We start from the raw sequence: 23,089 nt of genomic DNA on the forward strand, positions 1-23,089 counted from the left end.
ATCAGCCTGATCGAATTGCTCAGCGGCCTGCTGTTGCTGATCGCCGGAGCTGAGCTGATGGTGCGCGCCGCCGTGCGCCTGGCCGCGCGCCTGCATGTGCGACCGCTGATCATCGGCCTGACCATCGTCGCCCTCGGCAGCAGCGCCCCGCAAATGGCGGTCAGCCTGCAAGCCGCGCTGGCGCACAACCCCGACATCGCCGTCGGCAGCGTGGTCGGCAGCAGCATCTTCAATATCCTTGTGACCCTTGGTCTGTCGGCACTGATCATCCCATTGCGCGTGTCGCGACAACTGGTGCGCCTCGATATTCCCCTGATGATCGGCGCCAGTCTGCTGGTGTTTTTATTGGCGTGGAATGAAGAGATTGGACGCTTCGACGGCGTCCTGTTGCTCGGCGCATTGGCGCTGTATCTCGGCCTGTTATTGCGCCAGTCGCGACACTCGACGCGTCCGCACTCCGAACAACCGCAGGGGCCGCAAGCCTCGTGGTTCACCAGCCTGCTGATGATTGTCGGCGGATTGGCGATGCTGGTATTCGGCGGGCATCTGCTGCTCGGCGCGGCGGTGGTGGTGGCGACAGATCTGGGATTCTCCGAGCGGGTGATCGGCCTGACCGTAGTCGCCGTCGGCACCTCGCTGCCGGAACTCGCCACCTCGCTGATCGCCGCATTGCGCGGGCAGCGGGATATCGCCGTGGGCAACGTGATCGGCGCCAACCTGTTCAACCTGCTTGGGGTATTGGGCGTCACTGCGCTGATCGCGCCGATGCCACTTTCCGTGTCGCCAAATGCGCTGGATTTCGACCTGCCGGTGATGCTCGGTGTCGCGATACTTTGCCTGCCAGTGTTCTACGCCAGCTACCGCGTGACCCGCGCCGAAGGCCTGTTGCTGCTCAGTTTGTATCTGGTCTACGGGCTGCACGTGGTGTCGTTCACCACCGGCATGCCGCTGGCCGGCAAGCTCGAGCGATTGATGCTGTTTTATGTCCTGCCGCCGCTGCTGGCGTTTCTGCTATTCACGTCAGTGCGCGCCTGGCGCCGTCAACACCACAGGAAGGATGTGCCATGAACGATTCGAAGAAGTCCGGCGTTGAAGTCCGTCGTCAGGTGATGGGCGATGTGTTCGTTGATCGCGCCTTGGGCAACGCCACCGAGTTCACCCAGCCGTTACAGGATTTCGTCAACGAACATGCCTGGGGCGGCGTATGGAATCGCGAAGGTCTGCCGCTGAAGACGCGCAGCCTGATCACCCTCGCCGCGCTGACCGCGCTCAAGTGCCCGCAAGAGCTGAAGGGCCACGTGCGCGGGGCGTTGAACAATGGCTGCACGGTCGAAGAGATCCGCGAGGCGCTGCTGCATTGCGCAGTGTATGCCGGCGTACCGGCGGCGATTGATGCGTTTCGCGCGGCGCAGGAAGTGATCGACAGCTACCAGCCTGAGTGACCTTCCGGTCAGATCCACCCGCCCCACTGCAAGATGAAGATCCCGACGTTGGTGGTGATCGCCGCCATCAACGTGGTCAGCACGATAATCGCCGCCGCCAGTTCATGATTGCCCTGCGCCGCCCGCGCCATGACAAAACTGGCCGCAGCGGTCGGGCTGCCGAAGTACAGAAACAGAATCCCCAGCTCGGCCCCGCGAAACCCCCACAGCCATGCGCCTGCGGTTGCCAGCACTGGCAAACCGATCATCTTCACCAGACTCGAGCTGAGCGCCATGTTGCCGCTTTTGCGCAACGCCGCCAGCGACAGCGTGCCGCCGATGCAGATCAGCGCCAGTGGCAACGTGGTCTGCGCCAGATACTGGCCGGAGGTTTCCAGCCAGCCCGGCAGACCGATCTTGAAATAGGCAAACGGCGCCGCCGCGATCACGCTGATGATCAGCGGATTGCTGAACACGCTTTTGCAGATGCTCCACGGATCGGACTTGATCACCGGGCTGTACACCGCCAGCACTATGGTCGAGAGCGTGTTGTAAAACAGGATCACCAACGCCGCGAGAATCGCCCCGAGCGAAATCCCGTAGTCGCCGTACATGCTCGCCGCCAGCGCCAGACCGATCACGCCGTTGTTACCGCGAAACGCGCCTTGGGTATAAATGCCGCGATCTTCACGCGGACATTTGAAAATCGCCCAACCCCAGGCCAAGGCGAAACTCACCAGCGTCGCAATCGAGAAATAGATCAGCAGCGCCGGTTGCAGTGCCGCGTGCAGATCGGCGTGCAGGATGCCGAGAAACAGCAGCGCCGGCATGGTCACGTTGAACACCAGCGACGAGGCGGTGTGGATGAAGTTGTCGTTGATCCAGTCGATGCGCTTGAGCAGCACACCGAGAAACAGCATGGCAAACACCGGCGCGGTGATGTTCAGGGTTTCGAGGAAGATTGCCAGCATGCCGAGGAGCCTTGGGTGAGCGTCGTTAGGGGCCAATGATAAAGCAAAAGCCCCTCACCCTAGCCCTCTCCCGGAGGGAGAGGGGACCGATCGGGGGATATTCAAAAAATCCACCGACCTGAAATGACATCTTTGAATCCACAATCGACTCGGTCTTTCAGGTCGATGTATTGCGCAAGACTACTCGGTCGGCCCCCTCTCCCTCCGGGAGAGGGCTGGGGTGAGGGTAAGCTCTTGATCTTCCCCTAGTCCATCAAGTAATCGGCGCCGGATTAAACAACGTAATGTCGTTAAACAACTTGTGCTTCTCCGCCCAGGTCTGCTGCCGACCACTCGCCACATCCAGGTAGTAGTGAAACAACTCCCAGCCCAACTCCTCGATAGTCGCGCGCCCGGTCGCAATCCGCCCGGCATCAATGTCAATCAGATCCGGCCAGCGTTGTGCCAATTCCGTTCGCGTCGAAACCTTCACCACCGGCGCCATCGCCAACCCGTAAGGCGTACCACGGCCGGTGGTGAACACATGCAGATTCATCCCCGCCGCCAACTGCAACGTGCCGCAGACAAAATCACTCGCTGGCGTCGCGCAGAAGATCAGCCCCTTCTGCTTGAAACGCTCGCCGGGACCAAGCACGCCGTTGATCGCACTGCTGCCGGATTTGACGATCGAGCCCAACGACTTCTCGACAATGTTCGACAACCCGCCCTTCTTGTTGCCCGGCGTGGTGTTGGCGCTGCGATCCGCTTCGCCCTTGGCCAGGTAGCGGTCGTACCAGTCCATTTCGCGCACCAGTTCCTTGGCCACGGTTTCGGTCTGGGCGCGTGAGGTCAGCAGGTAAATCGCATCGCGTACTTCGGTGACTTCGGAAAACATCACCGTCGCCCCCGCACGCAAGAGCAAGTCCGAGGCATAACCCAGCGCGGGGTTGGCGGTGATCCCGGAAAAGGCATCGCTACCGCCACACTGCATGCCGAGGATCAGCTCGGAGGCCGGCACGGTTTCGCGGCGGCGCTGGTCGAGTTTCTTCAGGCGAGTTTCGGCTAACGCCATGATCTGCTCAATCATCTCGGTGAAACCGTGGCTGGAATCCTGCAAGCGATACAGCCACGGCTCGCTGAGATCCACCGACGCATCGTCCTCATGCATCACCTGCCCGGCCTGCAATTTCTCGCAGCCCAGACTGATCACCAGCGCCTCGCCGCCCAGATTCGGGTTGCGCGCCAGATTGCGCACGGTGCGGATCGGGATGTAAGCATCGGTGGCGGTAATCGCCACGCCGCAACCGTAACTGTGGGTCAGCGCCACCACGTCATCGACGTGCGGGTACTTCGGCAGCAGCTCATCCTTGATGCGTTTGACCGCGTGATCGAGCACGCCGGTGACGCACTGCACGGTGGTGGTGATCCCGAGAATGTTGCGCGTGCCGACGGTGCCGTCGGCGTTGCGGTAACCCTCAAACGTGAAGCCTTCCAGTGGTTCAGGCGCGGCCGGCACTTCGGTGGACAGCGGCAAGCTGTCCAGCGGCGGTGCGGTCGGCATGCGCAGTTGATCTTCCTTGACCCAACTGCCACGGGGAATCGGCTGCAATGCATAGCCGATCACCTGACCGTAGCGAATCACCGTGCCGCCCTCGGGAATATCCACGAGCGTGACCTTGTGGCTCTGTGGCACAAAATCCACCGTCACCAGGCCATCGGCGAATTCAGTGCCCGCAGGCACACCTTGGTCGTTGACCACTACCACTACGTTGTCCCGCTCGTGCAGGCGGATGTAGCGCGGCGAGTCGGAATGTTCAATCAACTGCATGACGCCGCTCCTCAGGAATGCGCTTGAGACAATTTACCGCTGGCTTCAATACCACCCGTGGTTGGCGGCTCTTTGAGTACCACACGTTTGATCGGGCCGACGATCACCAGATAGCTGAACACCGCAACCAGTGCGTTGGCACCGACAAACACCAAGGCCCATTTGAACGAACCGGTGGAGCTGATGATGTAGCCGATGACGATTGGCGTGGTGATCGAAGCGATGTTGCCGAAGGTGTTGAACAAGCCACCACTCAGACCGGCAATCTGTTTTGGCGAAGTGTCGGAAACCACTGCCCAACCGAGCGCGCCAACGCCTTTGCCGAAGAATGCCAGGGCCATGAAGCCGACCACCATCCATTCCACGTCAACATAGTTGCAGGCGACGATGCTGCTGGAAACCAGCAGGCCGGCGATGATCGGCGCTTTGCGGGCGAAGGTCAGCGAATGGCCTTTGCGCAGCAGGTAATCGGAAATCACCCCGCCGAGCACGCCACCGATGAAGCCGCAGATCGCCGGCAACGAAGCGATGAAACCGGCCTTGAGGATGGTCATGCCGCGCTCCTGCACCAGATACACCGGGAACCAGGTCAGGAAGAAATAGGTGATGCCGTTGATGCAGTACTGGCCCAGATACACGCCGAGCATCATGCGATTGGTCAGCAACTGGCGGATGTAATCCCACTTCGGACCGTCGGATTTTTTGCCGCGCTGGTCCATGTCGACCATGCCGCCGTTGTCGGCGATGTGCTTGAACTCGGCATCATTGATGCGCGGGTGTTCACGCGGGCTGTGGATAACCTTGAGCCAGATCAGCGAGAAGATGATGCCGAGGATACCCATGACGATGAACACGTGCTCCCAACCAAAGGAGTACACGATCCAGCCCATCAGCGGCGCGAACAACACGGTGGCAAAGTACTGCGCCGAGTTGAAGATCGCCGAGGCGGTGCCGCGTTCAGCAGTCGGGAACCAGGCTGCAACAATGCGGGCGTTGCCAGGGAAGGATGGCGCTTCGGCCAGGCCCACCAGAAAGCGCAGCATGAACAGCGCAACAATTGCCGTGGACATGCCGAACTCACCGACGAAGCCTTGCAGCACGGTGAACAGCGACCAGGTGAAAATGCTCAGGGCATAGACTTTTTTCGAGCCGAACCGATCGAGCAGCCAGCCACCGGGAATTTGCCCGGCCACGTAGGCCCAACCGAATGCGGAGAAGATATAGCCGAGGGTAACCGCGTCGATGCCGAGGTCTTTTTGCAGGCTGGAACCGGCGATCGCGATGGTGGCGCGGTCGGCGTAGTTGATCGTGGTCACCAGAAACAGCATGAGCAGGATCAAATAGCGGACGTGAGTCGGCTTTTGAGTCGGTTGCATGTAGATGTACTCCCACTGATTATTTTTATGCGCGGGTGAATCTTCTTTGGTCCCGGTTTTCCGGGTATTCCCTGTATTACGGGAATGTCCGTACTTCGGGTTACCTGTAGGAGCTGCCGAAGGCTGCGATCTTTTGATTTTGAAACAGGATCAAAAGATCGCAGCCTTCGGCAGCTCCTACAGGGGGTGCGGTGTCAGGGTCGACACCGCGTACAACATTCAGGAGCCGATGTAGGCGGTTTTCACCACGGTGTAGAACTCTTGCGCATAGCGGCCCTGCTCGCGGGAGCCATAGGATGAACCCTTACGGCCACCGAACGGAACGTGGTAATCGACGCCAGCGGTCGGCAGGTTGACCATCACCATCCCGGCCTGCGAGTGACGTTTGAAGTGGTTGGCGTACTTCAGCGACGTGGTAGCGATACCGGCCGACAGACCGAATTCGGTGTCGTTGGCCATCGCCAATGCAGCGTCGTAATCAGCCACCCGCACGATGTTGGCCACCGGGCCGAAAATCTCTTCGCGGCTGATGCGCATCGACGCTTCGCTGTCGGCAAACAACGTTGGCGCGAGGTAGTAACCCTCGGTGTCGCAGGTCACCAGACCGCCGCCGCTGACCAGACGCGCACCCTCGGACTGGCCGATGTCGATGTACTTCATGTCCTGTTCAAGTTGCGCTTGCGAGACCACCGGACCGATATCGGTGCCAGCCTTTAACGCGTGGCCGACCTTGATCGACTTCATGCGCTCGGCCATCGCTTCAACGAACTTGTCGTGAATCCCGGCAGTGACGATCAAGCGGCTCGACGCGGTGCAACGCTGACCAGTGGAGTAGAACGCACTCTGTACCGAGAGCTCGACCGCTTGCTTGAGGTCGGCATCATCGAGAATGATCTGCGGGTTCTTGCCGCCCATTTCCAGCTGAACCTTGGCCTGGCGCGACACGCAGTTGACGGCGATCTGACGACCGACTCCGACGGAGCCAGTGAAGCTGATGCCGTCGACTTTCGGGCTGTTGACCAGTGCTTCGCCAACCACGCGACCGCTGCCCATGACCAGGTTGAACACGCCGGCCGGGAAGCCTGCGCGCGAGATGATTTCGGCCAGCGCCCAGGCGCAACCCGGTACCAGATCGGCCGGCTTCAATACCACGCAGTTGCCGTAAGCCAGGGCCGGGGCGATTTTCCACGACGGAATGGCGATCGGGAAATTCCACGGCGTGATCAGACCGACCACGCCGAGGGCTTCGCGGGTGACTTCAACGTTGACGCCCGGACGCACCGACGGCACGTAATCGCCCGACAGACGCAGGCATTCACCGGCGAAGAACTTGAAAATATTGCCGGCACGGGTCACTTCGCCAATGGCTTCAGGCAGGGTCTTGCCCTCCTCCCGAGCCAGCAAGGTGCCGAGTTCTTCGCGGCGGGCGAGGATCTCTGTGCCGACCTTATCCAGCGAATCATGACGAGCCTGAATGCCCGAAGTCGACCACGCCGGGAATGCGGCGCGAGCCGCTTCGATGGCGGCGTTGACCTGAGCCAGATCAGCTTTGGCGTAGTCACCAATGGTGTCGCTCAGCTCGGACGGGTTGATGTTCGCCGAGTAATCGGAGCCGGCGACCCATTCACCGTTGATGTAGTTGTCGTAGCGTTTTGAATCAGTCACGGAAATCGCTCCTCACGCAAAAGGCCGCTGATTGCTCAGCGGCCTTATCTATAGAGTTGTTATTGCGCACCTTGCTTGTCGATCAGCGCGGCGAGCATTTCGTACTCTTCGCCAGTCAGATCGGTCAGCGGCGCCCGCACCGGGCCTGCGTCATAGCCGGCAATTTTTGCCCCGGCCTTGACGATGCTCACGGCATAGCCGGATTTGCGGTTGCGGATGTCGAGGTACGGCAAGAAGAAGTCGTCGATGATCTTGCCGACGGTGGCGTGATCTTCGCGGGCAATGGCGTGGTAGAAATCCATCGCGGTTTTCGGAATGAAGTTGAACACCGCCGACGAGTAGACCGGCACGCCCAGTGCCTTGTAGGCAGCGGCATACACTTCTGCGGTCGGCAAGCCGCCGAGGTAGCTGAAGCGATCACCGAGGCGACGACGGATCGACACCATCAATTCGATATCGCCCAGACCATCCTTGTAACCGATCAGGTTCGGGCAGCGCTCGGCCAGACGTTCCAGCAACGGCGCGGTCAGGCGGCAGACGTTGCGGTTGTAAACCACCACACCGATCTTCACCGACTTGCACACGGCTTCAACGTGGGCGGCAACCCCGTCCTGGCTGGCTTCGGTCAGGTAGTGCGGCAGCAGCAACAGACCTTTGGCACCCAGACGCTCGGCTTCCTGAGCGTATTCGATGGCCTGGCGGGTCGAACCGCCAACGCCGGCGAGAATCGGCACGCTGGTTTCGCAGGTGTCGACGGCAGTCTTGATGATTTCCGAATATTCGCTGGCAGCCAGGGAGAAGAACTCGCCAGTACCACCGGCAGCGAACAGCGCCGAAGCACCGTACGGGGCCAGCCATTCCAGACGTTTGATGTAGCCAGCGCGGTTGAAATCGCCCTGCGCATTGAAATCGGTCACCGGGAACGACAGCAGACCGGCGGAGAGGATGGACTTCAGTTCTTGTGGATTCATTATTCGAACACCCTGGTAGCAACGTTTTTTTGTGATTGGATCGTTCAGCTATTCGCCGAGGTTGTAGGTCATCGTACAACTTAAATGATAACCGTCAACTGCATTTCATCGTTGGGCGTGAATTTTGTCGGACAAGAATCGGGAAATACCCGGTCATGATCGCGTCGAGCACCGCACGAAATCGCCGGGTAACGTACGACGACTGCCGCGAAGGATCGCGGTAGAGCTATCAAGGAGAGTTATTCGACATGACGTTTGCTATCGCACAACTGCCGCAATTTCCCGACCACGCAGCTGATGTAGTCACAGTGCAGCTTTCGAGTCTGGGCGAGGATTTGATCGTCCGCGTCCCGGATGATCAGGACACGCCGTCGAACTGGGAGGTCTACCCGATTCTGGGTGCAGATCCGGATGAGCCAGATTGGCAAGGCTCGTCGGAACCGACCGGTATCTGGAATGAAGAGCTAGACGACATGGTCGGCGTGACAGGTATCGAACTGCGTATTCCCAAATCTGCGCTGGAAAACTACCTGAATGCGACGGTCGAGCTGCGTTACAAATTCGCGGATGAGTCCAGTCTGGAGCCGTGTTCAGAGCCTCTGAACCTGCATATCGAAGCCTGAAATCTGTTGGCGCCTGATCGTTTACCGGTCAGGCGTTTTCTTGCGCTGAATGCATGGGAGTCGCGCATACCGCTCGTCGGGACTGTTATTTCTAACAGTACCCTGCGCACGGCTGCCTCAGCGTAAATGGCTCAGGAGTTAACGAACCGGCTCCGTTGGCGCGAGGTTATCCGCGTACCACCCCGAAGGTTTGATTCGGTTCCAAAAGGATTTTGATCATGAAGTTGTATCCACCAATGCTCAAAGAACTTGTAAATGTAAACGGGAGCCTAGTGCTTTACGTGGATCGGATGAAAGATCCAGGCGAGGCATCGGTTGACCCCTACCTCGGCGCAGACGTAACAGACCTCATCACACTGACTCTCAGAACTGACGCAGGCATCTGGATTGACAAGCAATATGCATTGCTGAATGAGGCCACACTTTTCCAGATCCCAAAACTTGAGTTTAAAAAGGGCTTTGCTGCAGGGCCTAACGCCAAGTTGGAATACAGCATTACACGCAGCTCCGCCCCCCCAGAGACTTCCCTGCCTCTGGAATTCGAACTGAAAGCATAATTAGTATTCCTTCCAGTGGCGCCAATTGCGTAGACGGCCCAACTTTAAGCACCTTTTCCAATATGGAGCTTCCTGTCATGACAATTACCTACACGCTAAATGACGCGATAGGCAAACGCGAGCAGTTCGATTTCGACGGCATCGTCTCTGCAGGTGACATTCTGCAGTTCGAGGGCATGAATAAGCTGTACGTCGTTACTAAAAGAACGTTAGACGTGCCGTTTGACATAAGCCTTCCGATCACCAGAGTCACTCTGGAAACCAAGCCTTACGAACCCTGATCCCGCACGGCTTCTCAACCACTCTGCGTCTCTATAGCTCAGGCACCGGGAGTGGGTCCGGATGGGGCCCGAGACCTTTGGCAGAGCTCAAGCGTTCGTCGGGACTGTTATTTCTTACAGGTGCCAGCGCCCGACGAGTCCCTCCCTAATAGCACTTGAACCGATAGCCAACTACAGCGGCTCAGAGTCGAAGCAGACACTATCGATCTTAATGAAAAAGGGACTTACATCATGACTGCACAACAGAGTGGCGTTGCACCAGTTGTATTGAGCGAGGCTGTAGGCGGGGTGCTTTATATGGAAACGCTAAGTGATCCAACTTCCGCGAGAGTACCGTCGTACCAAAATGTGCAGGTGGGTGACAAAATCAAACTTTCGGTTAACACGTCGACTGGCAATGCGTGGAGCTACGAGGTCACACTGACGCCGGCTACCGTTGGCAATCCTATTGAATTTGGCGTCCCGAAAGGCACATTTGAGCAAAACCTGGTATCGGGTGCCACTGCTGATCTGCACTACAAAATTACCAACCCAGTTGGCAACCCGGTCACCTCGCCAGTTCTGAGGGTGCAACTGCAACGATAAGCAATGATCAACCCTGCGCCTGCGCCTCTTCATGCGCCTGACGCAGCCGTTCGCGGCTGTTGGTCAGGTGCAGGCGCATGGCCGCGCGGGCTGCATCGGAATCCTGCCGCGCGATAGCCTCGTAGATTTCTTCGTGCTCGCGGCTCAGGCGACTCATGTAGTGCTGCTGATCGTCATGCGCCAGGCGCGCGGAGTTCAGACGGGTGCGCGGAATGATGCTGGTGCCGAGGTGGGTCATGATGTCGGTGAAGTAGCGGTTGCCGGTCGACAGGGCGATTTCCAGATGGAAAGCGAAGTCGGACGCCACCGCATCGCTGGCATGAGCCACGCTGTCATTCAACGCATCGAGGGCGGCGCGCATGGTTGCCAGTTGCTCGGGGCTGCGGCGTTGTGCGGCAAGGCCTGCGGACTCGACCTCAAGGCTGATGCGTAATTCGAGAATCGCCAGCACATCACGCAGGGTCACCACGGTCGCCGGGTCGATGCGAAACCCGCTTGGGCTCGGCGTGTCGAGCACAAAAGTGCCGATGCCGTGGCGAGTTTCCACCTGGCCCGCCGCCTGCAAACGCGAAATCGCCTCACGCACTACGGTGCGGCTGACGCCTTGGGCTTCCATGATCGCCGACTCGGTGGGCAACTTGTCGCCACGCTTGAGCAAGCCGTCGCGGATCTGCTCGGTCAGCACCGTTACCAGTTCCTGAGCCAGACTGCGGCGCTTGCGCGGGAGGCGCGGGGTGTCGATCAGGTTTTCCATGGTGTGCGTTTGTCTCAAAGTTCGGCTTGGTTGCCATCATAGCTCAAGCAGGTTGTACGATCACTTTCCGCCGTACTTGTCCTCCTGTGGGAGCTGCGGTGCGACGATTCGACTTGCCAGCGATGAGGCCCTATCAGTAAACCAACAAGTCGACTGTTCGGACGCCATCGCTGGCAAGCCAGCTCCCACAGGTATTGCGTGATAATCAGGCAGTCACGGCCTGTTCTACCAAGTGCCCGTTCTCGATCCGCACATGCCGTGGATGGAAGCGCTTCAAGCTACTGCGATGGCCGACGCTGACGATGCTCAGCCCCGGCAACTCATCGATCAGCGCCTGATACAACGTCGCTTCATCTTCCTCATCCATCGCCGAAGTCGCTTCATCCATATACAGCCAATGTGGCGCGTAAAGCAGGGCGCGGGCGAAGGCCAGGCGTTGTTGCTCACCCGGCGAGAGCATGCGTTGCCAGTGATTGGCTTCATCCAGACGCGCAATCAGATGCGGCAAGCGGCAGGTTTCCAGCACTTGTGCATAACGTTCTGGCGCGTAAGTATCGCCCGGCTGTGGATAACTCAACGCCTCGCGCAGGGTACCGATCGGCAGATAGGGTTTTTGCGGCAGGAACAGATATCGCGCCGCCGGCAGACGAATATTGCCGTGGCCCGCCGGCCATAAATGGCCCATCGCTCTGAGCAGCGTGGACTTGCCGCTACCGGAACGACCGCTGAGCATCACCCGCTCACCCGGCTCCACAGTCATGTCGGCGTTGGTCAGCAGATGACGGCCGTCGGCCAGGTCCAGCCCGAGGTTGTGCACCTGCAATTCGCTGCCCTGGTTCTGCACATCGATGGCCGGCGTGCGCTCCTCGTTATCGGTCATGGCCTGACGAAAACTCAGCAGTCGATCACACGTGGCGCGCCACTCGGCGAGATCCGCATAGGCGCTGATGAACCAGCTGAAGTTCTCCTGCACATTGCCGAACGCCGAGTTGATTTGCATCAGCTCGCCCAGTTCGATCTTGCCGGCCAGATAACGCGGCCCGGCAACGATAAACGGGAAGATGATCGCAATCTGCGAGTAACCGGAAGTAAAAAACGTCAGGCGCTTGGACACGCGCATGATGTCCCAGAAGTTGTGCCAGACCAGTCCGAAGCGGTTGCTCAAGCGACGGTTTTCGTTTGGCTCGCCGTTGTACAGCGCAATGCTCTCGGCGTTTTCACGCACCCGGACCATGGAGAAACGCAGGTCGGCTTCGTAGCGTTGCTGGTTGTTGTTCAGACCGATCAGGCGCCGGCCGATCAAGTGCGTCAGCCAACTGCCGACCGCCGCATACAACAATGCACACCAGAACATGTAACCGGGAATGGTGAACCCGAACACCTCAATCGTGCCGGAAACGCCCCACAGAATGATCGAGAAAGACACCAGACTCACGACCGTGCGAATCAGCCCCAAACCCAGACCCAAGGTGTTGGCCGTGAATTTGTTGAGGTCTTCGGAAATCCGCTGGTCAGGGTTATCGGTGTAGCCGCCCTGCTCCATCTGGTAGTAATTCTTGTGCCCGAGCCAACGGGCGAAATGGTTTTCGGTCAGCCAGGCCCGCCAGCGAATCGTCAGCATCTGCGTCAAGTACAAGCGGTACACCGCGCCGAGGATACCCACCGCCGCGATCCCGCAGAAATACAGAATCAACTGCCAAAACGCCGCTTCATCCTTCTTTTGCAGGGCGTTGTAGAAATCCTTGTACCAACTGTTGATCCACACCGAAATGCCGACGCTGAACAGCGACAGCGCAATCACCGCTATCAGCAAAACCCAGGCCTTGCCCTTCTCTTCACTACGCCAGTACGGGGTGATCATCGCCCACACTTTACGAAAAAACTGGCCGCGCACAGTATCGTTGACCGCGGAATATTCAGCGTTCTGATTCATGGAAAAGGCTCGATAAAGAAATCAACAGACACGCACCGATCATAGATGATCGGTGCGATTTATCGCGAGAGCTGGCGATAGTCGTTCAGCGCAGGTTCAGCGACGAACCGGGCGCTTCTGCAGTTTGCGCTGCAGGGTGCGGCGATGCATGCCCAGGGCGCGGGCAGTGGCGGAGATGTTGCCTTCGTGTTCAGTCAGTACGCGCTGGATGTGTTCCCATTGCAGGCGATCGACCGACATCGGGTTTTCCGGCACCAGCGTGTCGAGGTCGGCGTGCTCGGAGAGCAGCGCTGCCAGCACGTCATCGGCATCCGCCGGTTTGCACAGATAATTGCAGGCGCCGCGCTTGATCGCTTCGACCGCGGTGGCAATGCTCGAGTAACCGGTGAGGATCACCACGCGCATTTCCGGGTCCAGCTCCAGCAGCTTTGGCAGCAATACCAGGCCGGAATCGCCGTCCATTTTCAGGTCGAGCGCGGCGTAATCCGGGATATCGGCCAGAGCGATGGTCAGGCCTTCCTCGGCGGAACCGGCGGTGCTCACGCGAAAGCCACGACGGGCCATGGCTCGAGCCATCACGCGGGTGAAAGTTGCATCGTCGTCAACCAGCAGCAAATGCGGCAGCTCTTCGCCTTCTACTTGGATCTCGTCACTCATGTTGGTCTCCTCGGGCGCCGTGGGGCAGGCGCAGCTCGGTGAGCGTGCCGCCTTCCTCATGACTATAGAGTTTCACTGAGCCGCCGGCGCGTGTCACGCTGGCCTTGCTCAAAAACAGGCCCAGGCCGAAACCTTTGCCCTTCGTAGTAAAAAACGGTTTGCCGATCTGTTCGGCAATGGCCAGCGGTACACCGGCACCGTGATCGCGAATGCTGATGGTCAGGTCTTCGGCGTTCCAGTCGAGCGTTACCTGGAGGTTTTCCGGGCAGGCGTCGGCGGCGTTATTCAGCAGATTCAGCAGCGCCTGGGTCAGATCCGGCGGCGGCGCCATGCGCGGCACCGTGCCCTGACCGAGACGCTGGAAGCGATAACTGGCTTCCGGACGCATCAGGTGCCAGCGGTTCAGCGCTTCGTCGAGCCAGTCGGTGACGTCCTGCATGTCCACCGCCAGACGCCGGTTGGCCTCGGCGGCGCGTACCAGTTGCTGCAAGGTTTCCTTGCACGCCTTGACCTGATCCTGCAGCACCTTGAGATCATCCTGCAACAGTGGATCGTGGTGATCCTGCTGCATCTCTCTGAGCAACACACTCATGGTTGCCAGCGGCGTACCCAATTCATGCGCGGCGCCCGCAGCCTGAGTCGCGACGGCGAGCAATTGCTGGTCACGCAGGCCTTCTTCACGACGGATTGCACGTAATTCTTCCTGACGGCGCAGCTCTTCGGCCATGCGTGCGGCGAAGAACGTGATCACCGCGGCGGCCAGAGCAAAACTCAGCCACATCCCGTAGGTCTGCAAATTCTCCCGGGCGATGGGGAAAGTATCCAGCGGAAACGGGTAGAAGCGCGCCAGCAACAAGGTGTACAGCGCCAGCGCGATCCCGGACAGAATCACCGAATAGCGCCATGGCAACGTCACGGCGGCGATGGTCAACGGCACCAGATAATAGGAAACGAACGGGTTGGTCGAACCGCCGGAGAAATACAGCAGCGCACTGTGGATAAACAAGTCACAGGCCAGTTGCAGCGCGTATTCCAGCTCGGTTACCGGCCACGAAGTGCGCAGGCGCACGGCGGTGAACACGCAGAGCAGCGTCGAGCAGCCGAGCGTCATCGCCAGTTGCACCCACGGCAACGGCAACAGCTCCAGCCAGTAGGCAATGCCCACCGAACCGGCCTGCGCGGCAAGCACCAACGTGCGGATGAAAGTCAGCCGCCAGAGGTTCTGGCGAGTGGCGGAAGTCAGTTGAACGGGGGCGAGCATGAGCTCTCCTGATGAGCGCTCCAGGCGGATCGCACGGAGTATAACCAAGCAGGGGGCTCGAGAGGCGAAAGTGCGGCAAACGACCACATGGCAGAAAGATCGGCGGCGGCAATTAGAGCCCCATCGCCAGCAGGCTGGCTCCAGAGAATGCTTATAAACTGTTGGAGGTGCCTGCTGGCGATTGGCCGCGCAGCGACCACCGCGATTGCACAGGGAGATGATGCGCAGACAATCGGCATCTGTTATCGATCGCCGGTTTACTCGATCAGTCTGCAACCGATTCCGTAGGTGTTTCGACTGATCAACGTCTGGACGTAACTCCATGCGTCCACCTCTGCCCCATAGGGGCAACCGACCTGGTAGTTACTGAGGTAAATCCAAAACGCATGATCTCCGTTGCGCTCCTGTCGTCTGACGTCATAACCTCGTCTTCGAGCAACCACCTTTCCTTGTTCGGTCATGATCAACTTCCTTATTTATGGTTGAACGTTTTGAAGCCGACAGTCAGGTCCGACTTTCGATCATGCTCAATCAGCCGAGGAAATATTTCTACTGTCAGATCTGACAGGCACCCCGCCTTCTCCGACCAACGGCAACCCCTGATCATCTGTATAGAAGTTGTAACTGGGCGAACCGGATCATTAAAGCTAGAGTCTGATGGTTCACGCAGGCCCCCGAACCAGCACCTGCGCCCTCATCAAGGAGCTTTCATGCACACATTTCGCCGCAGCGCCGCCCTCCTCGCCCTGACCGTCGGCAGCGTCGCCAGCCTTCCAGCCTTCGCCGCTGATGAGCTGCACTACAACCAGATTGCCCTGCGCGCCGAAGTCAGCCAGGAAGTCGCACGCGACCTGATGATCGTGACTCTCTACACCGAAGAGCAAAACACCGACCCGGCCAAACTCGCCGCCGACGTCAGCACCACCATGAACAAGGCACTGGCCCAGGCCAAGCAAGTCAAAGACATCACCCTGCGCCAGGGCAGCCGCAACAGCTACCCGATCTACGACACCAAAGGCCAGAAAATTACCGGCTGGCGTGAGCGCGCCGAACTGCGTCTGGAAAGCGCCGACTTCGCCGCCCTGTCCAAACTCACCGGCGAACTGCTGACCGACCTGAAAATGGGCGGCATGGACTTTGCCATCGCCGACCCGACGCGCAAAACCAGCGAAGACGCGCTGCTCAAAGAAGCCGTAACCGCCTTCAAAGCCCGAGCGCAACTGGCCACCGATGCACTGGGCGGCAAGGGCTACAAAATCGTCAACCTGAACCTCAACAGCAACGGCTACCCTCAACCGTACATGCGCGCACCGATGATGATGAAAGCAGCGGGCATGGATTCGGCCCCGGTGACGCCTGAAGTTGAAGCGGGCACCAGCCAGGTCAGCATGACGGCGGACGGCTCGATTGAAGTGTTGATGCCGTGATTTGATTTGGGCTGAATGAAAAACCGGCGATCAGAGAATGATCGCCGGTTTTTTTGTGCCTGGGATTTATGGTGAATGATCCGACGTCATCGCTGGCAAGCCAGCTCCCACAAGGTCATGCGCCATTTTTAAATATGCGCTGATCCTGTGGGAGCTGGCTTGCCAGCGATGAACGATGACGCGGTCTTAAGTTTGTGGATCAACCCGATCCAGCGCCCGATTCACCGCCAGCTCGGCGAGCATGATGATCTGCTGAATCGCCAACACCGAATGCCGCTGCTCGCCGCTCAGTTCGTTGGCGAAATTGCTCGCCAGCGTACTGGCCGACGCCAGCGATTCACAGGCATGGGCGAGCAGGCTTTCGGTGTCGACGTTGGGGCGAACCATGAACATGGTACTCGGTGGGCTGGGTCGGACTGGATTGGGGCAGAGATAGAAATCGAGGGCGCGTTTGATGGCTTCGCGGTTTTTGGCGAGGTCTTCGGTGCGCAGGGCTTCTTCGAGTGGGGTTTCGAGGGGTGGGTCGGGGACAACCTTGTTCATAAATATCCTCCTTGCTGATTCGAAGCCATCAAATCCCGTTCTCACACGCGAGATGGTGGCAGCTATGTGCGGGGTGAGAAACCGGGCAAGGAGGTTCCGGCCAGACCGAAGTCTGCCCGCACACAGCCGCCATAAAACAATCACAGGCAGCAGACAAGCTGGCGGCGATTATGGGCGGACTGACGTTTGAATAACACTAACTTGCCCGGGTTCTCACACCCGATCGCAGAGTTTTCTGCGACAACCAAAGACTAGAGACCGCACTTCCGACGGACAACCTGAAAACCTTGTGGGAAGGATCGGCAAAACACACACACCCTTAAACATTCCAAATGACTGGTTGGCCGGGCTGGCCTCATCGCTAGCAGGCTAGCTCCCACATTTAGAACCCGGTTGCATTCGGTTAGAAATTGGTCGGCTGTCAGGCCGCCATCGCTGGCAAGCCAGCTCCCACAGGTACAGCGTGCACCCTTCGCGGCACAGCCGCCCCACTCAACACGATGAGCGTTAGCTCGAGTAAAGCTCTTGATCTCTAGCGCCCATCGGCAGGCTGAGTGGAGGGGTTCATTCGGGGTGGGAGCGCAGCGCCGTTCGACGCAGTCGAACACATCGAGAGGAGGTGCAGCGCAGCAAACCGGAGGCGATGCCCCCGGATGAATCCCGGAACGAAGGAACCCCGAGCCCCAGCGAGCGGGCCGAACGTCAGGGTAAAGACCTTTGGTTACTTTGGGGCGTTTGCCAAAGTGACCCGACCGTCAGGGCGGAACCATAAGCAGCCATACCGCTGCTACGGATCCCTCCCATATCAACCAACCCGGTACAACCCGATCCATACCACAGGTATAAATAAGTAACACCCAGCCCCAATCCAGCGCACACATCGTGACCAGCGCACCGTTTCAGGGCTTCATTTGCACCGTAAAAACCACCCGCAAACGGTCAAATGCGTCAGAACTTATACGGATGCGACATTAAGGTACGTTCGTGCCACCGATTGGCGCCCGCGACCGCTCTGGATCTTGCATTGGGTATGGCGCCTGCATAAGTATCCGCAGGCACGACTCACGAGGTCGTACCTCAAAACTAAAAAATGACAACAAATCATGAGGCCAACATGCTTAAACACGCGGTCATTCCGTTTTTAGTCGGCGCAGGCTTGTTAGCCTCCGCACCTTTCGCATCCGCTGCGACTAACCTGGTGTTCTGCTCCGAAGGGAGCCCGGCCGGTTTCGACCCAGGCCAGTACACCACCGGAACCGACTTCGACGCCTCAGCCGAAACCATGTTCAACCGCCTGACCCAGTTCGAACGCGGCGGCACCGCTGTGATTCCTGGCCTGGCGACCAAGTGGGACATCTCGGATGACGGCCTGACTTACACCTTCCACCTGCGTGAAGGCGTCAAGTTCCATACCACCCCGTATTTCAAGCCGACTCGTGAGTTCAACGCCGACGACGTGCTGTTCACCTTTAATCGCATGATTAACAAGGATGACCCGTTCCGTAAGGCGTACCCGACCGAATTCCCGTACTTCACCGACATGGGGATGGACACCAACATCACCAAGATCGACAAAGTCGACGAGCACACCGTCAAGTTCACTCTTAAAGAAGTCGACGCCGCGTTCATCCAGAACATGGCCATGAGCTTCGCTTCGGTGCAGTCCGCCGAATACGCCGCCCAGTTGTTGAAAGACGGCAAAGCCGCCGACATCAACCAGAAGCCGGTCGGCACTGGCCCGTTCGTGTTCAAGAGCTACCAGAAAGACTCCAACATCCGCTACACCGGGAACAAGGACTACTGGAAGCCTGACGACGTGAAGATCGACAACCTGATCTTCGCCATCACCACCGACCCGTCGGTACGTATTCAGAAGCTGAAAAAGAACGAGTGCCAGGTCACTCTGTTCCCGCGTCCGGCTGACCTGAAAGCGCTGAAAGAAGACAAAGCGCTGAAGATGCCTGACCAGGCTGGTTTCAACCTCGGTTACATCGCCTACAACGTGATGGACAAGGTCAAAGGCAGCGACGAGAAAAACCCGCTGGCTGACCTGCGCGTGCGCCAGGCGATGGACATGGCGGTGAACAAGCCGCAGATCATTGATTCGGTTTACCAGGGCGCCGGCCAACTGGCCGTCAACGCCATGCCGCCGACCCAGTGGTCCTACGACACCACCATCAAAGACGCCAAGTACGATCCCGAGAAAGCCAAAGAGCTGCTCAAGGAAGCCGGCGTCAAGGAAGGTACCGAAATCGTCCTGTGGGCGATGCCGGTGCAGCGTCCGTATAACCCGAACGCCAAACTGATGGCCGAAATGCTCCAGTCCGACTGGAAGAAAATCGGTCTCAACGTGAAGATCACCAGCTACGAATGGGGCGAGTACATCAAGCGTTCCAAAGGTGGCGAGAACCAGGCGATGATCATCGGCTGGAGCGGTGACAATGGTGATCCGGACAACTGGCTCAACGTGCTGTTTGGTTGCGACTCGCTGAGTGGCAACAACTTCTCCAAATGGTGCGACAAGAAGTTCGACGGCCTCGTCAAGGAAGCCAAGCGCACTACCGATCAGGGTAAACGCACCGAACTGTACAAACAGGCACAACACGTCCTCAAGGATGCTGTGCCGATGACACCTATCGCTCACTCGACGGTGTATCAACCCATGCGCGCCAACGTGCAGGACTTCAAGATCAGCCCATTCGGCTTGAACTCCTTCTACGGCGTCAGCGTCAGCAAATAAGAAAAAAGCGGCAACGTTTTCAGCGTTGCCGCTTTTTTTCTGCCGAGAAGTTGGGAATTTGCCTACAACCTTTTCCGCCCGGTCTTACTGAGGCGCTTCAGGACGTGTTGCCTTTTCCTACGAGTCTTTAGGACTCTGCGCATTTACTGCCAGGCCCGCGGCCCCTACCGTCGGGTACTGACCAGTGACTGTGTGAGCGATCGGTTTGTTGTACGTATTGGTTTGAGCTCGATGCAGCTACCACATCCCTAGGAAGGGATCGCGGCGCATTGAAAACACTAAAAAAGAGGGAGCGTCATGCGCCATACCTTGGTTTTTTCCGCATTGCTGGGCGCCGGCCTGTTGGCCGCCACGTCCACGAGTTTCGCCGCCAGCGACAGCCTGGTGTTCTGCTCCGAAGGCAGCCCGGCCGGTTTTGATACCGCGCAATACACCGCCGCGACCGATAACGACGCCGCCGAGCCGATCTACAACCGTCTGGCCGAGTTCGAAAAAGGCGAGACCAATGTCGTCCCGGGCCTGGCGACCAGTTGGGATATTTCCGAGGATGGACTGAAATACACCTTTCACCTGCGTGAAGGCGTGAAATTTCATACAACCCCGTACTTCAAGCCGACCCGCGATTTCAACGCCGACGACGTGCTGTTCACGTTTAACCGCATGCTCGATCCGCAGCAGCCATTCCGTAAGGCTTATCCAACCGAATTCCCGTATTTCAACGGGATGAGCCTGAACAAGAACATTGCCAAGGTCGAAAAAACCGGGCCGCTGACCGTGGTCATGACGCTCAACAGCGTCGACGCCGCGTTCATTCAGAACGTTTCCATGAGCTTCGCCGCGATCCTTTCTGCCGAATACGCCGACGAGCTGCTGGCTGAAGGCAAGCCGAGCGACATCAACCAGAAGCCGATCGGCACTGGGCCGTTCGTGTTCAAGAGCTATCAGAAAGATTCGAACATTCGCTACACCGGCAACCCGCAGTACTGGGACCCGAGCCGCGTGAAGCTGAAGAATCTGATCTTCTCCATCAACACCGACGCGTCAGTGCGCGTTCAGAAACTGAAAAAGAACGAATGCCAGGTCACCGTTAATCCACGCCCGGCCGATGTGCCAGCGCTGAAGAATGACCCGAACCTGCAACTGATCGAGAAGCCCGGTTTCAACCTCGGTTACATCGCCTACAACACCCGCCACAAGCCCTTCGACCAACTCGAAGTGCGTCAGGCGCTGGACATGGCAGTGAATAAACAAGGGATTCTCAACGCCGTTTACCAAGGCGCCGGGCAGCTGGCGGTCAACGCCATGCCGCCGACCCAGTGGTCTTACGACGACACCATCAAAGACACCGTCTACAACCCGGAAAAAGCCAAAGAGCTGCTCAAGGCTGCCGGCGTCAAAGAAGGCACCGAGATCACTCTGTGGGCGATGCCGGTGCAGCGTCCGTACAACCCGAATGCCAAGCTGATGGCCGAAATGCTTCAGGCTGACTGGGCAAAAATCGGTTTGAAAGTGAAGATCGTCAGCTACGAATGGGGCGAGTACATCAAGCGCACCAAGAATGGCGAGCACGACATCAGCCTGATCGGCTGGACCGGGGATAATGGGGATCCGGACAACTGGCTCGGCACGCTGTACAGCTGCGATGCCATCGGCGGCAATAACTACTCCATGTGGTGCGATCCGGCTTACGACAAGCTGATCAAACAGGCCAAGGTCGTCACCGACCGCGACCAGCGCAGCGTGCTCTATAAACAGGCCCAGCAATTGCTTAAACAGCAAGTGCCGATCACGCCTGTCGCTCACTCGACGGTCAACCAGCCGCTGAGCGCCAAAGTCGAAGGGTTCAAAGTCAGCCCCTTCGGCCGCAACGTGTTCTCGGGCGTGAGCATCGATTAAACACCAAACCGATTAGCCGCAACCCTGAGGGGCCTGTCTAGCCCCTCACGCAAGCGCTTTGCCGAATTTCGCCCATCAGGCCTTTTGCAAACGTTTGCGGTGTGTGAATAAGTTCTAAACCAAATAGCCGGACAACCAAAAAAGACCGGTATAAAAAGAAAGTAAAGGAGCTTCACCCATGAAACTGAGCAGCACTGCGATACTGGCCCTGGCCATCAGCAGCATCACCGCCGGGGCCCATGCCGAGAGCGTCAGCCAGGACTTCGTGCCGACCCAACTGGCCAGCACCAGCGCCCAGTCGGAAGCCAAAGGCTTCATCGATGGCCAGAGCCTGTCGGGTTCGACCCGTAACTGGTACGCCAACGAAGAGAAAAAGCGTGGCGGCAACTTCAAGTACGAGCGCCACGGTGAAACCCTGACCGGTTCGCGCCGGATCAACTGGGTTCAGGGCACCATCCTCAACTACACCTCGGGCTTCACTCAGGGCACCGTCGGTTTCAGCACCGAAGTGGCGGCCTACAACGCCATCGCGCTGGATCGCAGCCGTGAAGACATCAAGGGCGGTTCCAACCGTACGCTGGCCCACTCCAACGGCGACGCCGTCGATCAGTGGAGCAAACTGGGTCTGGCCAACGTAAAGGCGCGCGTTTCCAACACCACGCTGACCGCCGGCCGCATGAACTTCAGCAGCCCGATCGTCGATGTGATCGGCAACCGTCCGCTGCCTTCGAGCTTCGAAGGTGTGGCGATCCACAGTGAAGAGTTCGACAACCTGTCGTTCGACCTGGCCACCTTCGACCGCGTGTCGCCACGTACCGAACAGAGCCTGTCGAAATTCCGCTCGGAATACACCAACAACGGCGCCGAAACCGACCACGTCAACACCGCCGGCGTGAACTATCAGCCGTTGAAGAGCCTGAAAACCAGCCTCTACGCGACTCAGGTTGAAGACTTCTGGAACCAGTACTACTTCGGCGCCACTCACGAACTGGGCGACAGCTCGGTGCTGAGCCTGACCACCGGCCTGAACTACTACAAGACTGTCGATGAAGGCAAACGCCTGATGGGCAACATCGACAACGACACCTACTCGCTGTCGTTCGGCCTGACGCACCAGGCACACTCGCTGACTTTCTCCTATCAGGAAGTGAACGGTAACGAGTACTTCGACTACCTGCACGAAACCAACGGCATCTACCTGGCCAACTCCCTGCTGTCGGACTTCAACGGACCAAACGAGAAGTCGTTCCAGGTGGCTTACGGTATCAACATGGCCGAATACGGCGTGCCGGGTCTGAAGTTCAACGCTTACACCGCTCGCGGCTGGGGCATCGACGGTACTCACTACACCGGCACTGCTTACGACGTGAATAGCATGGACGGCGAACATCACTACGAATACGGCATCGGTACTTCGTACGCCGTACAGAGCGGCCCGCTGAAAGCCACCACCGTACGCGCGACTTACACCACGCACCGCGCCAGCGAAAACCAGGCTGACGGCAGCATCAACGAGTTCCGTCTGGTGACCACCGTACCATTCAACATTCTGTAAAAACGCCAACCGACGGCTGACTCATGATGAGTCGGCCGTTCGGTTGTTTGTCTTCAACCGATTGCA

At 58.5% G+C, this 23,089-nt stretch carries 20 protein-coding genes; 10 read left to right on the forward strand and 10 right to left on the reverse strand.

The genetic code is table 11. The features are described 5' to 3' along the window. The first annotated feature begins 6 nt into the window (after nucleotides 1-6). Nucleotides 7-1,068, forward strand: coding sequence for a calcium/sodium antiporter (locus ACP7EE_RS17525; protein ID WP_426235656.1), 1,062 nt, complete (start codon nucleotides 7-9; stop codon nucleotides 1,066-1,068). Further along, the gene (locus ACP7EE_RS17530) at nucleotides 1,065-1,442 is read left to right on the forward strand and encodes a carboxymuconolactone decarboxylase family protein (protein ID WP_426235553.1); all 378 of its coding nucleotides are present in this window, start codon (nucleotides 1,065-1,067) and stop codon (nucleotides 1,440-1,442) included. Before ACP7EE_RS17525 ends, ACP7EE_RS17530 begins: the two co-directional genes overlap by 4 nt. An 8-nt stretch (nucleotides 1,443-1,450) precedes the next feature. On the opposite strand, the gene ACP7EE_RS17535 is transcribed toward ACP7EE_RS17530, so the two are convergent. The 5 genes from ACP7EE_RS17535 to kdgD all read right to left on the reverse strand — a co-directional run bounded on the left by ACP7EE_RS17535 (nucleotide 1,451) and on the right by kdgD (nucleotide 8,211). Then, complete coding sequence (locus tag ACP7EE_RS17535; protein ID WP_426235555.1) at nucleotides 1,451-2,392, reverse strand: AEC family transporter; 942 nt, start codon at nucleotides 2,390-2,392, stop codon at nucleotides 1,451-1,453. A 253-nt stretch (nucleotides 2,393-2,645) separates the two neighbouring features. Continuing rightward, a complete protein-coding gene (gene garD / locus ACP7EE_RS17540) occupies nucleotides 2,646-4,199 on the reverse strand; it encodes a galactarate dehydratase (RefSeq protein ID WP_426235557.1) in 1,554 nt (517 codons plus the stop codon). An 11-nt stretch (nucleotides 4,200-4,210) separates the two neighbouring features. Beyond that, nucleotides 4,211-5,575 carry an MFS transporter gene (locus ACP7EE_RS17545; protein WP_420647607.1) on the reverse strand — a complete coding sequence of 455 codons (1,365 nt, stop codon included), beginning with the start codon at nucleotides 5,573-5,575 and terminating at the stop codon, nucleotides 4,211-4,213. A 219-nt stretch (nucleotides 5,576-5,794) separates the two neighbouring features. Next, nucleotides 5,795-7,240: an aldehyde dehydrogenase family protein gene (locus tag ACP7EE_RS17550; RefSeq protein WP_426235559.1), complete on the reverse strand. Its 1,446-nt coding sequence runs from the start codon at nucleotides 7,238-7,240 to the stop codon at nucleotides 5,795-5,797. A 59-nt stretch (nucleotides 7,241-7,299) separates the two neighbouring features. Beyond that, nucleotides 7,300-8,211: a 5-dehydro-4-deoxyglucarate dehydratase gene (gene kdgD / locus ACP7EE_RS17555; protein WP_420647605.1), complete on the reverse strand. Its 912-nt coding sequence runs from the start codon at nucleotides 8,209-8,211 to the stop codon at nucleotides 7,300-7,302. Between the two features lie 248 nt (nucleotides 8,212-8,459). Here kdgD and ACP7EE_RS17560 point away from each other — a divergent pair, with 248 nt between their 5' ends. The 4 genes from ACP7EE_RS17560 to ACP7EE_RS17575 all read left to right on the forward strand — a co-directional run bounded on the left by ACP7EE_RS17560 (nucleotide 8,460) and on the right by ACP7EE_RS17575 (nucleotide 10,257). Then, the gene (locus ACP7EE_RS17560) at nucleotides 8,460-8,834 is read left to right on the forward strand and encodes a hypothetical protein (protein ID WP_426235561.1); all 375 of its coding nucleotides are present in this window, start codon (nucleotides 8,460-8,462) and stop codon (nucleotides 8,832-8,834) included. A 218-nt stretch (nucleotides 8,835-9,052) separates the two neighbouring features. Further along, nucleotides 9,053-9,391, forward strand: coding sequence for a hypothetical protein (locus tag ACP7EE_RS17565; protein WP_426235563.1), 339 nt, complete (start codon nucleotides 9,053-9,055; stop codon nucleotides 9,389-9,391). A 77-nt stretch (nucleotides 9,392-9,468) separates the two neighbouring features. Then, nucleotides 9,469-9,672: a hypothetical protein gene (locus tag ACP7EE_RS17570; protein ID WP_426235565.1), complete on the forward strand. Its 204-nt coding sequence runs from the start codon at nucleotides 9,469-9,471 to the stop codon at nucleotides 9,670-9,672. 231 nt (nucleotides 9,673-9,903) lie between these two features. Beyond that, on the forward strand, nucleotides 9,904-10,257 hold the full coding sequence (locus ACP7EE_RS17575) for a hypothetical protein (RefSeq protein ID WP_426235567.1): 354 nt from the start codon (nucleotides 9,904-9,906) through the stop codon (nucleotides 10,255-10,257). 7 nt (nucleotides 10,258-10,264) lie between these two features. Here the strand turns inward: ACP7EE_RS17575 and ACP7EE_RS17580 are convergent, their stop codons facing one another. The 4 genes from ACP7EE_RS17580 to ACP7EE_RS17595 all read right to left on the reverse strand — a co-directional run bounded on the left by ACP7EE_RS17580 (nucleotide 10,265) and on the right by ACP7EE_RS17595 (nucleotide 14,862). Next, entirely contained in the window at nucleotides 10,265-11,011 is a 747-nt protein-coding gene (locus tag ACP7EE_RS17580) for a FadR/GntR family transcriptional regulator (RefSeq protein WP_426202566.1), read from the reverse strand. Between the two features lie 205 nt (nucleotides 11,012-11,216). Next, the gene (locus ACP7EE_RS17585; RefSeq protein ID WP_426202568.1) at nucleotides 11,217-12,944 is read right to left on the reverse strand and encodes an ABC transporter ATP-binding protein/permease; all 1,728 of its coding nucleotides are present in this window, start codon (nucleotides 12,942-12,944) and stop codon (nucleotides 11,217-11,219) included. 96 nt (nucleotides 12,945-13,040) lie between these two features. Continuing rightward, on the reverse strand, nucleotides 13,041-13,601 hold the full coding sequence (locus ACP7EE_RS17590) for a response regulator transcription factor (RefSeq protein WP_426202569.1): 561 nt from the start codon (nucleotides 13,599-13,601) through the stop codon (nucleotides 13,041-13,043). Further along, complete coding sequence (locus tag ACP7EE_RS17595; protein WP_426202571.1) at nucleotides 13,594-14,862, reverse strand: ATP-binding protein; 1,269 nt, start codon at nucleotides 14,860-14,862, stop codon at nucleotides 13,594-13,596. Before ACP7EE_RS17595 ends, ACP7EE_RS17590 begins: the two co-directional genes overlap by 8 nt. 710 nt (nucleotides 14,863-15,572) lie before the next feature. Between ACP7EE_RS17595 and ACP7EE_RS17600 the strand changes: the two genes are divergently transcribed. Further along, nucleotides 15,573-16,289: an SIMPL domain-containing protein gene (locus ACP7EE_RS17600; protein WP_426235569.1), complete on the forward strand. Its 717-nt coding sequence runs from the start codon at nucleotides 15,573-15,575 to the stop codon at nucleotides 16,287-16,289. Between the two features lie 186 nt (nucleotides 16,290-16,475). Here the strand turns inward: ACP7EE_RS17600 and ACP7EE_RS17605 are convergent, their stop codons facing one another. Then, nucleotides 16,476-16,832, reverse strand: a complete 357-nt coding sequence (locus ACP7EE_RS17605; protein WP_426235571.1) for a DUF6124 family protein — start codon at nucleotides 16,830-16,832, stop codon at nucleotides 16,476-16,478. 1,114 nt (nucleotides 16,833-17,946) lie between these two features. Between ACP7EE_RS17605 and ACP7EE_RS17610 the strand changes: the two genes are divergently transcribed. The 3 genes from ACP7EE_RS17610 (at nucleotide 17,947) to ACP7EE_RS17620 (ending at nucleotide 23,023) form a co-directional block, all read left to right on the forward strand. Further along, nucleotides 17,947-19,572, forward strand: a complete 1,626-nt coding sequence (locus ACP7EE_RS17610) for an ABC transporter substrate-binding protein (RefSeq protein ID WP_420647597.1) — start codon at nucleotides 17,947-17,949, stop codon at nucleotides 19,570-19,572. 297 nt (nucleotides 19,573-19,869) lie between these two features. Continuing rightward, on the forward strand, nucleotides 19,870-21,468 hold the full coding sequence (locus ACP7EE_RS17615; protein ID WP_426202578.1) for an ABC transporter substrate-binding protein: 1,599 nt from the start codon (nucleotides 19,870-19,872) through the stop codon (nucleotides 21,466-21,468). A 178-nt stretch (nucleotides 21,469-21,646) separates the two neighbouring features. Then, the gene (locus ACP7EE_RS17620; RefSeq protein WP_420647595.1) at nucleotides 21,647-23,023 is read left to right on the forward strand and encodes an OprD family porin; all 1,377 of its coding nucleotides are present in this window, start codon (nucleotides 21,647-21,649) and stop codon (nucleotides 23,021-23,023) included. Nucleotides 23,024-23,089 lie beyond the last annotated feature (66 nt).

This window comes from Pseudomonas sp. TWP3-2 (genome assembly GCF_049897765.1).
Classification (GTDB): Bacteria; Pseudomonadota; Gammaproteobacteria; order Pseudomonadales; family Pseudomonadaceae; genus Aquipseudomonas.